A 12,515-nucleotide genomic window follows, 5' to 3' on the forward strand; every position below is an offset into this window, starting at 1 on the left:
GCTGCCGCGCCTGAAGCCGCGTGCTTTCTACGATCTCGTCATTCAGGTGGCGATCGTGCGGCCCGGACCGATCCGGGGCAATAGGGTGCATCCCTATCTGCGCCGCCGCTCTGGAAGCGAGCCGGTGATCTATCCCTCGCCCGCGCCGGAGCATGGGCCCGCAGACGAATTGCGCAATGTGCTTGAAAAGACCAAGGGCGTGCCGCTCTTTCAGGAGCAGGCGATGAAGCTCGCCATGGTCGCGGCAAAATTCTCCGACGTCGAAGCCAATCGTCTGCGCCGCGCCATGGCGACGTTCCGCAATCTTGGCACGATCCATCAATTCGAGTCGCTGATGGTCGAACGCATGGCGGCGCGCGGCTATGACCGCGCCTTTGCGCAAAGCTGTTTCGAGCAGATCAAGGGCTTCGGCTCCTATGGCTTTCCCGAAAGCCACGCCGCGTCCTTCGCCAAGCTCGTCTACATCTCCTCCTGGATCAAATGCCATCATCCGGCGATCTTCGCCTGCGCGCTGCTCAATTCGCAGCCGATGGGCTTTTATGCGCCGGCGCAGATCGTGCGCGACGCGCGCGAGCATGGCGTCGACGTGCGCGCCGTCGACGTGAATTTCAGCGAATGGGACAATACGCTCGAGCGCGCCGATGATGGGGAACTGGCCCTGCGGCTTGGCTTTCGACAGGCGGACGGCGTGCATGAGAGCGATGGAAAGCGCATCGCGCAGGCCCGGACGAAGCCCTATGACAGCGTTGAAGACCTCGCGCGCCGGGCGGCGCTCAACGCCGCGACGATGCGCGCGCTCGCCGACGCCGACGCTTTCCGCTCCTTGCAAAGCGACCGGCGCGACGCGCTCTGGGCGGTGCGGCGCCTGCCCGACGCGAAGCCCCTACCGCTCTTTGCGGCCGCGGATGCGCGCGAACTCGCCAGGGAAGAAGATCCGCTGCTGCCGCCCATGTCGCTTGGCGAACATGTCGCGGCCGATTATCAGACGCTGCGGCTTTCGCTGAAAGCCCATCCCATGGCGGTGCTGCGGCCGATGTTCGCGCGCGAACGGATCATGGCCTGCGCGGACGTCGCGGCGCGCGCCGACGGCGCCTTTGCGCGCGGCGCCGGCGTCGTGCTTGTGCGACAGCGGCCGGGACAGGGCAACGCCATTTTCGTCACGATCGAAGACGAAACCGGCGTCCTCAATATCGTCATCTGGGCGCGGCTCTTCGAGCGTTATCGCCGCGAGACGATGGCGTCACGACTCATGCTGGTGGAAGGACGGGTGCAGAAAAGTCCCGACAATGTCGTGCATCTGATGGCGCAGCGCATTATCGACCGCAGCCGGGACCTCAGCAGACTGTCGGAGGCGCATCGTCCGGACATCGCGCTGTCGCGCGCCGACGAATTTACCCATCCCCAGCATCCGCGCAGCCATCCGCGCAATGTGCGAATCCTGCCGAAGTCGCGCGACTTCCACTGAAAGGCCGCGCGACCGGAACGTCCGCTAACCGCTCTTCAGCTTCTTATCGGCCGGCAGGCTGGCCAAGGCCTGCTGGCGAAGCTTATCGATCTCCACGCGCGTCTTGCGCACCTCGGCGCGCGCGATCTTGGCGTCGCGCCGCACGGGCAGATGCCCCAGCCAGGAGGAAACCCCGCCCGCGAGCACCCCGATGGCCATCGACGCCAGAACGACAAGGAAGATCGGGGCCTCGAACGACGGGCCCGACGCGTCATTGGCCGCGAAGGGATCGAGCCCGATGCGCACCGACCCGCGATTGGCCATGGCGAAGAACAGGATGACCAGCGCCAACGGAACAAAAACGATGACGCGCAGAATGGCTTTCATAACATCTCCCTCTTGCCGGCGCCGCGCAACACGCTGAGCGGCCGCCGCCTACAGCCGCCACACGCCGCCGCCGCGCGTCCAGTCACCGAGAGAACGCAGCCGCTTAGATCGCCTCAGCCCTGGTAATTTTCATTGAGGCGTTCGCGCATCTCTTTGCCGGTCTTGAAGAACGGCACGCTCTTTTCCTGCACCGAAACCTGCGCGCCGGTGCGCGGGTTGCGGCCGGTGCGCGCATCGCGCTTCTTGACCGAAAAGGCGCCGAAGCCCCGCAATTCAACACGATCGCCACGCGCCAGCGCCGAGGTGATCTCGTCAAGAATCGTGCTGACGATAGTCTCGACGTCACGCTGGTAAAGATGACCGTTTCGGCGCGCGATGCGTTGAATGAGTTCCGACTTTATCATGAGCCGATCCAATATCTTGGCGCCGCAAGGCTGGTTTGCGCCGCGCGAGTCAGTTCGCAGCGGAATGCTGCCAAATCGCCAATAGCCCGTCAAGCTCGCCGCTTCGTTCGAGAAGGATTGATTTTTCTAAAAAACCAGCGATCGACTCCAGTCCCGCGACCCGCGCGAGGCCAGCCGCGCCGCCAACCAGACCCAACCGTTCGAGACTGGTTTTCTTCTTCCATTCGCGCACCGGAAGGTCCTTCGTGACGCCCTTGTTCGCGACAAGCCAGTCGATGGCCTCGCGCTGGCCGCCGATCATGTCGACGAGCTTGAGCGGCACGCCCTGGCGCGCGGTGAACACCCGGCCGTCGGAGACCTTGGCGAGCTCGACGCCGTCAAGATTGCGCCGCTGCTGGACGAGTCCCTTGAACCACGCATAGGAGTCGGCGACGAGGCTCGCCACCGCCTCGCGCGCCGCCGGGCTCGTCGGCTCGAAGCCGTTCGGCGAAGCCTTGAGCGGCGACGACTTGATCGTCTCGACCTCGACGCCCCAATTGTTGAGCAGCTTCGAGACATTGGGATATTGGAACAACACGCCGATCGAGCCGACCAGCGAATTGCCGCGCGCGACGATCGTATCGGCGGCGAGCGCCGCGATATAGGCGCCAGAGGCGGCGACGGTTCCGACGACGGCCACGACAGGCTTTTTCTCGGCGACGCGCCGCAGCTCCTCATAGAGCCGCTCGGCGCCGGTCGTCGTGCCGCCAGGGCTCTCGATCTCCAACAGCAGCGCCTTCGCCTGACTGGACTCGCCGATCTTCTTGACCAGATCCAATGTGTCGTCGTCGCCGGTGATGATGCCCTGAATTTCGAGACGGGCGATATGCGGCGTGAGCTTATTGGCCGAGTCGGCGCCTTCGAAGCGCATGACGGCGACGAGCCCCGCAACGCCGAGCGCGAGAAGAGCGGCGAGCCGCCACCAGCCGAGCTTGCGGCGTAGCCTGCGGCGATCAACGAAATAGTCGGTCGGAGTTGCCAATGAGAAGATCCCGATTGTTGGCTTGGCGCGCGTAACTGCGCATGGAACGTAATGCCGCGATCGGCGATTTGGAAGACGCGGTCCCTATCGGCGCGTCGCCTCCATCGCCCAGGCGAGATAATCGCCATCGGCCTCGGCGACGTCGGCGCGCAGAATTTCCGGCGTTTCGTAGCTATGCAGACGGCGGACGAGTTCGGCAAGCGCCGGATAATCCTCAACGCGCGTCTTCATCTGCAGCGAAAACTCCGGCTCTTCGCGCACCTCGTCCTTCCAGACGTAATGGCTGCGGATCGGATGTATCTGAACGCAGGCGGCGAGCCTTGCGGAAAGCGCCGCGCGGGCGAGGGCGCGCGCCTTTTCCTCATCGTCGATCGTCGTCACGAGAATGGCGAGCGCGCCCATGTCCCTCAACCGCCGATTACGGTCGTGAACACCTGGCCCCCGCGCGCCAGCGTGATTTTCCAGTAGTAGGCGCGCGCGGACGTTATGCTCGCCAAGTCGCGCGTCGTCCCGATTTTTTGATCATTGACCGCGAGAATGACGTCGCCCCGCTGCAGGTTAAGCTGCTGCGCATAGGTGCCGTCGTCGACGTCGGAAACGACGACGCCGTTCGTCGCTCCCTGCACGGACATCTCTTCGATGACCGCGGGAGAGATATTGATCACCGTCGCGCCGGCGAACGGCGAGGCGCCCTTTATCCGAACCTCGTCGCGCGGCGGCGTTTCCGGCGCGGGCGTGAGCTTGATCTGCGTCGCGATCTTTTTGCCGCCGCGCAGAACGCCCAGAGTCGCCTGTCCGCCGAGCGGCTTGGTCGCCAGACGATAGCCGACCGCCTCGGGATCATCCGCCGTCTGCCCATCGACCGAAACGATGACGTCGCCGCGTTTCAGGCCCGCTTCCGCCGACGGCCCCCGCGGGTCAACGTCGGCGAGCAGCGCGCCGGTGGGGCGATCCAGCCCAAGTCCGTCGGCGATCTCCTGCGAGAGCGATTGCAGCGTCGCGCCCATCCAGGCGCGCCGCACCTGCTTGCCGCCGCCCTTGGCGGCGGCGATCACGCTCTTGACCATGTTGACGGGAATCGCGAAGCCGATTCCGACCGATCCCCCCGACTTGGAAAAAATCGCGGAATTGATGCCGACGACGCGCCCGTTCATATCGACGAGCGGACCGCCCGAGTTGCCGGGATTGATCGCCGCGTCCGTCTGAATGAAGAAGCCATAGTCGGAGATGCCGACATGCGTGCGCGCGAGCGCCGAAATGATGCCCTGGGTCACCGTTTGACCCACGCCGAAAGGATTGCCGATCGCGAGCGTCATATCGCCGACCTCAAGGGCGTCGGAATCGCCCAGCTCCATCGTCGGAAAATTGGCGCCCTCGACGAGCTTCAACACCGCGAGATCGGTGCGCGGATCGCGCAACAGGATCTTTGCCGGAAATTCGCGCTTGTCGGCGAGCGCCACCTTTACGTCCGTCATGTTTTCGATGACGTGGTTATTGGTGACGACAAGGCCGCTTTGATCGACAATCACGCCGGACCCCAGCGACTGCGCCATATTGCGGCCCGGCATGCCGCCGCCCCCGCCAAAAAAGCGCTGAAAGATCGGATCGTCGAACAGCGGATTGGCGGGCATGCGCTCGACGCGCGAGGCGAACACGTTGACGACGGCGGGCTGCGCCTTTTTGACGATCGGCGCGAAGGAGTAAATCAGCTCGCCGCGGCTCATCGGCGCCACGCGATCCGGTCCGGGCGGCGTAAACCCTTCGCCCCGGCCGGGCGGACGCGGCTGGCCGGTCTGGTTCGTCTCAGGCGAAACTTGGGCGCGCGTGGAAGCGAAGGAGGCCGACAGGACGCAGGCCAGCGCCGCGGCAAGCATGTGACGCGCCGAAATCTTCATGAAGCGCTCCCGTAGCTGAATACCCGGCGCCTATATAAACGCAAAGGCGCGAGACGGTAAGAATGCGGCGCGGCGTGATTCTGCGCGAAATTCGCCGCGGCGGAGAATCGATATCGCGGAAAGGACGTCGCGCGACGTTGCGCCGGCAAATTTCGATAAATGCTCCCAGCGACGCCAAAGTTCAACGCGTCAGCCGGCACCGCATGAGACAAGAAAAGCGTTCGGCGTCGCCGTCGATGCCGCGGCGACGCCGTGTTTTGCTTTTTCGGACAAATGAGGATGGGGGGTGACCGGTTACGCCGCCGCCTCTTCGACCTGCTCCGGACCGGAATCCTGTCCCTTGGCGTCAACGTCGCGATCGACGAATTCGATGACCGCGAGCGGGGCGTTGTCGCCGTAGCGGAAGCCCGCCTTCAGAACCCGCGTATAGCCGCCGTTGCGGTCCTTGTAGCGGGGACCGAGCACGTCGAACAGCTTGCCGACGAGCTTGACGTCCTTGATCTTGGCGATCGCCTGCCGGCGCGCATGAAGATCGCCGCGCTTGCCGAGGGTCACCAGCTTTTCGACGACGGGACGCAGATCCTTCGCCTTGGGCAGGGTCGTGACGATCTGCTCATGCTTGATGAGCGCCTGCGCCATATTGGCGAACATCGCCTTGCGGTGCTCATGCGTGCGCCCGAAGCGGCGCTTCTTATGACCGTGATACATGCGGCTCTCCGTTGATTATGCGGCCGCCGTGCCAAGGAACGGCCGTCTCTTATTTCCCTCTCCCGCAAGCGGGAGAAGGGGACACTCAGTAATGTTCTTCGAACCTCTTCGCCAGATCGTCGATGTTCTCCGGCGGCCAGCCGGGAACTTCCATGCCGAGATGGAGACCCATCTGCGCCAGCACCTCCTTGATCTCGTTCAAGGACTTGCGGCCGAAGTTCGGCGTGCGCAGCATTTCGGCTTCCGACTTCTGAATGAGGTCGCCGATATAGACGATATTGTCGTTCTTCAGGCAGTTCGCCGAACGCACCGAAAGCTCGAGCTCGTCGACCTTCTTCAGCAGCGCCGGGTTGAAGGCGAGCTGCGGAATCGACGGGGCGGCCTCTTCGCGGCGCGGCTCCTCGAAATTGACGAAGACATTGAGCTGGTCCTGCAGAATGCGCGCTGAAAAGGCGAGCGCGTCCTCGGGGCTGATCGCGCCGTTCGTCTCGACGGTCAGCGTCAGCTTGTCGTAGTCGAGAACCTGGCCCTCGCGGGTGTTCTCGACGCGATAGCTGACCTTCTTGACCGGCGAATAGAGGCTGTCGATCGGGATGAGACCGATCGGCGCGTCTTCAGCCCGGTTGCGGTCGGCGGGCGCATAGCCCTTGCCGGTCGCGACGGTGAATTCGATGCGGATCTCGGCGCCGTCGTCGAGCGTGCAGATGACCAGTTCGGGGTTCAGGATCTGAACGTCGCCCGAGGTCTGGATGTCGCCCGCGGTGACGACGCCCGGACCGGTTTTCTTGAGCGTCAGGCGCTTCACGCCCTCGCCCTGATATTTGATGGCGATGTCCTTGATGTTGAGGACGATGTCGGTCACATCCTCACGCACGCCGGGGATCGACGAGAACTCATGCAGCACGCCGTCGATGTGGATCGACGTGATCGCCGAACCCTGCAGGGACGACAGCAGGATGCGGCGCAGGGCGTTGCCGAGCGTCACGCCGAAGCCGCGCTCCAGCGGCTCGGCGACTGCCGTGGCGATGCGCTTCGGATCGTCTCCGGCCGTGACTTCGAGCTTGTTCGGCTTGATGAGTTCCTGCCAGTTCTTCTGGATGCTCACGTGGAGGCCTTTCCTTGAAGCTCCTGAATGCGGCGTCGGGGCATGCGCCGCGCGCCGCGCGAAATCAATTCAGACAATCTGAAATGTCTCAGACGCGGCGGCGCTTGCGCGGCCGACAGCCGTTATGCGGAATGGGCGTCACGTCGCGGATCGAGGTGACGGTGAACCCGGCCGCCTGCAGCGCGCGCAAAGCGGACTCGCGTCCGGAGCCGGGACCCGAGACCTCGACTTCGAGCGTGCGCACGCCGTGCTCGCCGGCCTTGCGGGCGGCGTCCTCGGCGGCCATCTGCGCGGCGTAGGGCGTCGACTTGCGCGAGCCCTTGAATCCCATCGACCCTGCAGACGACCACGACACCGTATTGCCCTGCGCGTCGGTAATGGTGATCATGGTGTTGTTGAACGTCGAATTCACATGCGCGACGCCGGAAACGATGTTTTTACGCTCGCGACGACGAACGCGCGTTGTGTCCTTGGCCATTTTGTCTTGCGTCCTTCAAACGCGCCCGTAGTTCCAGGCGCTAGGGATTTCGGTTGTCATGGCCGGGCGTGTCCCGGCCATCATCGGATTGCCGTCCTCGGATCAGGTCCGGGGACGATCGTCTAACGAACGATTACTTCTTCTTGCCGGCGATCGGCTTCGCCTTGCCCTTGCGGGTGCGGGCGTTGGTGTGCGTGCGCTGGCCGCGCACCGGTAGCTGACGACGATGGCGCAGGCCGCGATAGCAGCCGAGATCCATCAGACGCTTGATATTGATCGCGACCTCGCGGCGCAGATCGCCCTCGACCATGTAATCGCGGTCGATCGTCTCGCGAATCTGCAGGACTTCGGCGTCGGTGAGCTGCGCGACGCGACGCTCGGCCGGGATGCTCACCTTTTCGCAGATCTCCGCCGCCTTTTTGGCGCCAATGCCGTGGATATATTGAAGCGCGATGACGACGCGCTTGTTCGTCGGGATATTGACGCCTGCAATTCGGGCCACGTGTCTCTCTCCATTTGGGAAGGAGCGCTAAGCTCCAGGATGACGTCCGCGTCCGGTGGAGGCCGGCCCTTGCGGACGGTTGCGAACCGTTTTCATACGAAAACAGGCCCCGCCCCCCAAGTCGGGAGCCGGAGCCGCCTGTCAACAACGTGAAGAAAGTTTACTTAGGGGCGAACGGCCCAGGGGTCAAGCGACTTCACGAAAAATAGCTACACGGCGCTCGAAAGGGCGCGATCGATCTCGTCGGTCACCTCTCCGATCGGCGCCATGCCGTCGATTCTGGTCAGTTCGCTGCGTTTCGCGTAATGCGCCGACACCGGCGCGGTCTGGGCGCGATAGGCTTCGAGCCGGGTCTTGAAGCTGTCCGGATTGTCGTCGGCGCGCACGGGGCCGCCCGCGGCGCGGGTTTCATCGACCCGCTTGCGCATGCGGTCGACGAGCGCCGCTTCGTCGACGACAAGCTCGAGCACGGCGTCAAGCGTCAGGCCGCGGCGGTCGAGAAGCTTCTGCAGCGCCTCGGCCTGCGCCACGGTGCGGGGAAAGCCGTCGAGGATGAAGCCCCTGGCGCAATCCGGGGAGTCGAGACGCTCGTCGATCAGGCCGATCACGACCTCGTCGGGCACCAGCGCGCCGGCGTCCATGATCTCCTTGGCGCGCAGGCCAATGGGGGTTTTCGCCGCGACGGCGGCGCGCAGCATGTCGCCGGTCGAAAGCTGCGGAACGCGGTGCTTTTCGACCAACCGCGTCGCCTGCGTCCCCTTGCCGGCCCCGGGCGGACCCAGCAGCACCAACCTCATCGGGCGCGTTTCCCGCCGCGAAGCTTCGTCTTGCGGATCAGCCCCTCATATTGCTGCGCCTGCATATGGCCGTGGATCTGCGCCACCGTGTCCATGGTGACGCTGACGACGATGAGCAGCGACGTGCCGCCGAAGTAGAACGGCAGATTGGCGTAGGCGATCAAACCCTCCGGAATGAGGCAGATGATCGCCAGATAAGCCGCGCCGAGCACGGTGATCCGCATCAGCACGTCGTCGATGAATTTCGCCGTCCGCTCGCCGGGCCGTATCCCGGGCAGGAAGCCGCCGTGCTTCTTGAGATTGTCGGCGGTCTCGACCGGATTAAACACGATCGCCGTGTAGAAGAAGGCGAAGAACACGATCAATCCGACATAGGCGAGCATATACAGCGGCCGCCCGTGGCCGAAATAGGCCGAGATCGTCGCGAAGATGCTTTCGCTGCCGGTCGACTGATAGAAATTCGCCACCGTCGTCGGCAAAAGCAACAGCGAGGATGCGAAAATCGGCGGAATGACGCCCGACGTATTGAGCTTCAGCGGCAGGAAGGACGTCTGGCCCTCATACACGCGGTTGCCGTGCTGCCGCTTGGGATAGGTGATCAGCAGGCGGCGCTGGGCGCGCTCCATGAACACGATGAAGGCGACGACCGCCAAGGACATGGCCATGACGGCGATGATCAGCCCCGTCGAAATCGCGCCCTGCTTCCCGAGCTCCAGCGTCGATATGATCGCCGACGGGAATGCGGCGACGATGCCGGCGAAGATGATGAGCGATGACCCGTTGCCGATGCCGCGCGAGGTGATCTGTTCGCCGAGCCACATGAGGAACATCGTGCCGCCGACGAGCGTCACGACCGTGGTGATGCGGAAGAAAATGCCCGGGTCGGTGACGACGCCCTGCTGGCCTTCAAGCCCGATCGCCATCGCATAGGCCTGAAACGTCGCCAGCGCGACGGTCAGATAGCGGGTGTACTGATTGAGGACCTTGCGGCCCTGTTCGCCCTCTTTCTTTAGGGACTCAAGCGTCGGAATGACCGAGGTCAGCAGCTGAATGATGATCGACGCCGAAATATACGGCATGATGTTGAGCGCGAAGATCGCGCGGCGCTGCACGGCGCCGCCCGCGAACATGTTGAAGAGCTCCAGCATGCCCTTCGACTGGCCGAAGAAGCTTTTCGCGAAGGCCTCGGGATCGATGCCGGGCAACGGCACATAGGTGCCGAGGCGATAGACGATCAGCGCGCCCAGCGTGAACCAGATGCGCTTCTTCAATTCCTCGGATTTGCCGAAGGCGGAGAGATTGACGTTGGCCGCGAGCTGCTCGGCTGCCGATGCCATGAAGGGACTCCCCTGTCGCGCCGCTCTTGGAGGCGGACGCATTTTGTTGGGCTGGAGGCGCTCGCGCCAGCGATCTGCCCGAGGCTCGCCCGCTCCGGTTGGAGCGCCTGATATAAAACAGCGCAGCCGCTCATGCGAGAGCGGCGGCGCCTTTTTGGTTTATTGCGCCGGCGCTTCGCCGGCGAGCAGCTTCACCGAGCCGCCCGCGCCTTCGATGGCGGCGACCGCCGACTTGGAGGCGGCCGAGACTTCGAAGGCAAGCTTCGTCTTCAACGCGCCCTGGCCGAGGATCTTCACGCCGTCGCGCGGCTTGGCGACGACGCCCGCCGCCAGCAGCGCATCAAGCGTGACTGGCGCATTGGCGTCGAGCTTGCCGGCGTCGACCGCCTGCTGGATCCGCCCGAGATTGACCTCGTTGTAATCGGTCGAGAACGGATTGTAGAATCCGCGCTTGGGCAGGCGCCGATGCAGCGGCATCTGGCCGCCTTCGAAGCCCTTGATCGAGACGCCGGCGCGCGCCTTCTGACCCTTGACGCCCCGGCCGCCGGTCTTGCCCTTGCCGGAGCCGATGCCGCGGCCGACGCGCATGCGATCCTTGCTTGCGCCCGGATTGTCGGAAATTTCGTTGAGTTTCATGGCCGCGTCCTCACTTCTCGTCGATGATTTTGACGAGATGCGCCACTTTGGCGATCATTCCGCGCACGGCCGGCGTGTCTTCCAGCGCGCGGCGACGGCCGATGCGCGTCAGGCCGAGGCCGAGAAGCGTGCGGCGCTGACGTTCTGGACGACCGATCTGACTGCTGATCTGTTCGACGACGATCTGCTTGCTCTTCGTCATGAGTCGCCTCCTTACGCGTCGACGGCGTCGGCGTCGACGCCCTGGCGGCGCGACTGCAGCACCGAAACTTTCAGCGAGCGGCGCGCCGCGACGGAACGCGGCGAATCCTCACGTCCCAGCGCATTGAAGGTCGCGCGGATCATGTTGTAGGGATTCGACGAGCCTTGGCTCTTCGCCACGACGTCATGCATGCCGAGAGTCTCGAAGACGGCGCGCATCGGGCCGCCCGCGATGATGCCGGTGCCCGCGGGCGCGGCGCGCAGAATGACGCGGCCGGCGCCGTGGCGGCCATGCACGTCATGATGCAGCGTGCGGCCTTCGCGCAGCGGCACGCGGATCAGCGCGCGCTTCGCGGCTTCCGTCGCCTTACGGATCGCCTCAGGCACTTCGCGCGCCTTGCCATGTCCAAAGCCGACGCGCCCCTTCTGGTCGCCGACGACAACGAGCGCGGCGAAGCCGAAACGACGGCCGCCTTTCACCACCTTGGCGACGCGATTGATGTGGACCAGGCGGTCTACAAATTCGCTGTCGCGCTCGTCACGATCCCGATCGCGGCCGCGACCGCCTTCTCCTTCACGCGCCATCTTCTCTTCCGTCACTTGCGCAGCGCTCTCGCGCCGCTCGCTTCGCGTTGCTCCTCTCCCGCGCGCGGGAGAAGCGATTTAGAACTCCAGGCCGCCCTCGCGGGCGCCGTCGGCCAGCGCCTTGACGCGGCCGTGATACATGTATGCGCCGCGGTCAAAGACCACTGCCTTGACGCCCTTGGCGACGGCGCGCTCGGCGAGGAGCTTGCCGACGACCTTGGCCGCCTCGATATTCGCGCCGGTCTTGAGACCCTCGCGGTTCGCCTTCTCGAGCGAAGACGCGGCGACGACGGTCGCGCCTTTCTCGTCGTCGATGATCTGCGCATAAATCTGCTTTGACGAACGAAACACCGACAGACGCATCCGCCCGTTGGCGCGTTCGCGGATCGCCCGGCGCACGCGCGCCTTGCGACGCTCTTCGGCTTTGACATCCCTGGCCATCGCGAGTCCTTACTTCTTCTTGCCTTCCTTGCGGAAGATGAATTCATTGGCGTATTTGACGCCCTTGCCCTTATAGGGCTCGGGCGCGCGCATGGCGCGGATTTCCGCGGCGACCTGGCCGACCTGGCGCTTATCGATTCCGCTGACGGTGATCTCCGTCGGCTTCGGCGTTGCGATCGCGATGCCGGCCGGTATCGGATAATTCACGTCATGCGAATAGCCGAGCGCCAGCTGCAGCGTCTTGCCCTGAACCGAAGCGCGATAGCCGACGCCGGTGATCTCGAGTTTCTTTTCGAAACCGTTCGTCACGCCCACCACGATATTGTTGATCTGGGCGCGCGACGTGCCCCACAGCGCGCGCGCGCGCTTTGAGTCGTTGCGCGGGTCGACCTTGATGGCGTTATCCTGCTGGACGACGGACACGTCGTCGGGAACCAGGAACTCCAGCTGGCCCTTCGCGCCCTTCACCTGCACGAGCTGACCGTCCACCTTGGCGGTGACGCCGGCGGGAACGACGACAGGCTTCTTGCCGATACGAGACATTGTTGCAAATCCTGTTTGATGAGGCGCAAGG

General features: G+C 64.3%; 17 protein-coding genes. 1 reads left to right on the forward strand and 16 read right to left on the reverse strand.

The window, feature by feature from the left end; genetic code table 11:
* Positions 1 to 1,465, forward strand: a 1,465-nt coding sequence (locus AB7F41_RS16185; protein ID WP_428406692.1) for an OB-fold nucleic acid binding domain-containing protein, incomplete at its 5' end; no start/stop codon positions are given.
* 24 nt (positions 1,466 to 1,489) lie between these two features.
* Here the strand turns inward: AB7F41_RS16185 and AB7F41_RS16190 are convergent.
* The 16 genes from AB7F41_RS16190 to rplF form a co-directional block, all read right to left on the reverse strand.
* The gene (locus AB7F41_RS16190; RefSeq protein WP_428383305.1) at positions 1,490 to 1,831 is read right to left on the reverse strand and encodes a LapA family protein; all 342 of its coding nucleotides are present in this window, start codon (positions 1,829 to 1,831) and stop codon (positions 1,490 to 1,492) included.
* Positions 1,832 to 1,944: 113 nt separating this feature from the next.
* Positions 1,945 to 2,235: an integration host factor subunit beta gene (gene ihfB, locus AB7F41_RS16195; protein ID WP_428383303.1), complete on the reverse strand. Its 291-nt coding sequence runs from the start codon at positions 2,233 to 2,235 to the stop codon at positions 1,945 to 1,947.
* Between the two features lie 49 nt (positions 2,236 to 2,284).
* Positions 2,285 to 3,256 (reverse strand): signal peptide peptidase SppA, encoded by a 972-nt coding sequence (gene sppA, locus AB7F41_RS16200; protein WP_428383301.1) that lies wholly within the window; start codon positions 3,254 to 3,256, stop codon positions 2,285 to 2,287.
* Positions 3,257 to 3,340: 84 nt separating this feature from the next.
* Positions 3,341 to 3,658, reverse strand: coding sequence for a divalent-cation tolerance protein CutA (gene cutA / locus AB7F41_RS16205; protein ID WP_428383300.1), 318 nt, complete (start codon positions 3,656 to 3,658; stop codon positions 3,341 to 3,343).
* A gap of 5 nt (positions 3,659 to 3,663) precedes the next feature.
* Entirely contained in the window at positions 3,664 to 5,151 is a 1,488-nt protein-coding gene (locus AB7F41_RS16210; RefSeq protein WP_428383299.1) for a Do family serine endopeptidase, read from the reverse strand.
* 294 nt (positions 5,152 to 5,445) lie between these two features.
* Positions 5,446 to 5,859: a 50S ribosomal protein L17 gene (gene rplQ / locus AB7F41_RS16215; RefSeq protein ID WP_428383297.1), complete on the reverse strand. Its 414-nt coding sequence runs from the start codon at positions 5,857 to 5,859 to the stop codon at positions 5,446 to 5,448.
* Between the two features lie 85 nt (positions 5,860 to 5,944).
* Positions 5,945 to 6,964, reverse strand: coding sequence for a DNA-directed RNA polymerase subunit alpha (locus AB7F41_RS16220; protein WP_428383295.1), 1,020 nt, complete (start codon positions 6,962 to 6,964; stop codon positions 5,945 to 5,947).
* An 88-nt stretch (positions 6,965 to 7,052) separates the two neighbouring features.
* Complete coding sequence (gene rpsK, locus AB7F41_RS16225; RefSeq protein ID WP_014890740.1) at positions 7,053 to 7,442, reverse strand: 30S ribosomal protein S11; 390 nt, start codon at positions 7,440 to 7,442, stop codon at positions 7,053 to 7,055.
* Between the two features lie 133 nt (positions 7,443 to 7,575).
* Entirely contained in the window at positions 7,576 to 7,944 is a 369-nt protein-coding gene (rpsM, locus tag AB7F41_RS16230; RefSeq protein WP_014890741.1) for a 30S ribosomal protein S13, read from the reverse strand.
* 209 nt (positions 7,945 to 8,153) lie between these two features.
* Positions 8,154 to 8,741 (reverse strand): adenylate kinase, encoded by a 588-nt coding sequence (locus AB7F41_RS16235; RefSeq protein ID WP_428383292.1) that lies wholly within the window; start codon positions 8,739 to 8,741, stop codon positions 8,154 to 8,156.
* Positions 8,738 to 10,078, reverse strand: coding sequence for a preprotein translocase subunit SecY (gene secY, locus AB7F41_RS16240; RefSeq protein ID WP_428383290.1), 1,341 nt, complete (start codon positions 10,076 to 10,078; stop codon positions 8,738 to 8,740). The genes AB7F41_RS16235 and secY overlap by 4 nt, the downstream gene beginning before the upstream one ends.
* A 159-nt stretch (positions 10,079 to 10,237) precedes the next feature.
* The gene (gene rplO / locus AB7F41_RS16245) at positions 10,238 to 10,714 is read right to left on the reverse strand and encodes a 50S ribosomal protein L15 (protein WP_428383289.1); all 477 of its coding nucleotides are present in this window, start codon (positions 10,712 to 10,714) and stop codon (positions 10,238 to 10,240) included.
* 10 nt (positions 10,715 to 10,724) lie between these two features.
* Positions 10,725 to 10,916 (reverse strand): 50S ribosomal protein L30, encoded by a 192-nt coding sequence (gene rpmD, locus AB7F41_RS16250; RefSeq protein WP_428383287.1) that lies wholly within the window; start codon positions 10,914 to 10,916, stop codon positions 10,725 to 10,727.
* Positions 10,917 to 10,927: 11 nt separating this feature from the next.
* Positions 10,928 to 11,500 carry a 30S ribosomal protein S5 gene (rpsE, locus tag AB7F41_RS16255; protein ID WP_428383285.1) on the reverse strand — a complete coding sequence of 191 codons (573 nt, stop codon included), beginning with the start codon at positions 11,498 to 11,500 and terminating at the stop codon, positions 10,928 to 10,930.
* Between the two features lie 78 nt (positions 11,501 to 11,578).
* Entirely contained in the window at positions 11,579 to 11,941 is a 363-nt protein-coding gene (gene rplR / locus AB7F41_RS16260) for a 50S ribosomal protein L18 (RefSeq protein WP_428383283.1), read from the reverse strand.
* A 9-nt stretch (positions 11,942 to 11,950) separates the two neighbouring features.
* On the reverse strand, positions 11,951 to 12,484 hold the full coding sequence (gene rplF, locus AB7F41_RS16265) for a 50S ribosomal protein L6 (RefSeq protein ID WP_428383282.1): 534 nt from the start codon (positions 12,482 to 12,484) through the stop codon (positions 11,951 to 11,953).
* Positions 12,485 to 12,515 lie beyond the last annotated feature (31 nt).

Origin of the sequence: Methylocystis sp. (genome assembly GCF_050251305.1) — a bacterium.
In the GTDB taxonomy this organism is placed as follows: Bacteria; Pseudomonadota; Alphaproteobacteria; order Rhizobiales; family Beijerinckiaceae; genus Methylocystis.

Coding starts and splice junctions, on each gene's coding strand:
- rplQ (WP_428383297.1), bottom strand. CDS start 5,859: ATGTATCACGGTCATAAGAAGCGCCGCTTCGGGCGCACGCATGAGCAC.
- secY (WP_428383290.1), bottom strand. CDS start 10,078: ATGGCATCGGCAGCCGAGCAGCTCGCGGCCAACGTCAATCTCTCCGCC.
- AB7F41_RS16190 (WP_428383305.1), bottom strand. CDS start 1,831: ATGAAAGCCATTCTGCGCGTCATCGTTTTTGTTCCGTTGGCGCTGGTC.
- rplR (WP_428383283.1), bottom strand. CDS start 11,941: ATGGCCAGGGATGTCAAAGCCGAAGAGCGTCGCAAGGCGCGCGTGCGC.
- rpmD (WP_428383287.1), bottom strand. CDS start 10,916: ATGACGAAGAGCAAGCAGATCGTCGTCGAACAGATCAGCAGTCAGATC.
- rplF (WP_428383282.1), bottom strand. CDS start 12,484: ATGTCTCGTATCGGCAAGAAGCCTGTCGTCGTTCCCGCCGGCGTCACC.
- ihfB (WP_428383303.1), bottom strand. CDS start 2,235: ATGATAAAGTCGGAACTCATTCAACGCATCGCGCGCCGAAACGGTCAT.
- AB7F41_RS16235 (WP_428383292.1), bottom strand. CDS start 8,741: ATGAGGTTGGTGCTGCTGGGTCCGCCCGGGGCCGGCAAGGGGACGCAG.
- AB7F41_RS16210 (WP_428383299.1), bottom strand. CDS start 5,151: ATGAAGATTTCGGCGCGTCACATGCTTGCCGCGGCGCTGGCCTGCGTC.
- rpsK (WP_014890740.1), bottom strand. CDS start 7,442: ATGGCCAAGGACACAACGCGCGTTCGTCGTCGCGAGCGTAAAAACATC.
- rpsE (WP_428383285.1), bottom strand. CDS start 11,500: ATGGCGCGTGAAGGAGAAGGCGGTCGCGGCCGCGATCGGGATCGTGAC.
- cutA (WP_428383300.1), bottom strand. CDS start 3,658: ATGGGCGCGCTCGCCATTCTCGTGACGACGATCGACGATGAGGAAAAG.
- rplO (WP_428383289.1), bottom strand. CDS start 10,714: ATGAAACTCAACGAAATTTCCGACAATCCGGGCGCAAGCAAGGATCGC.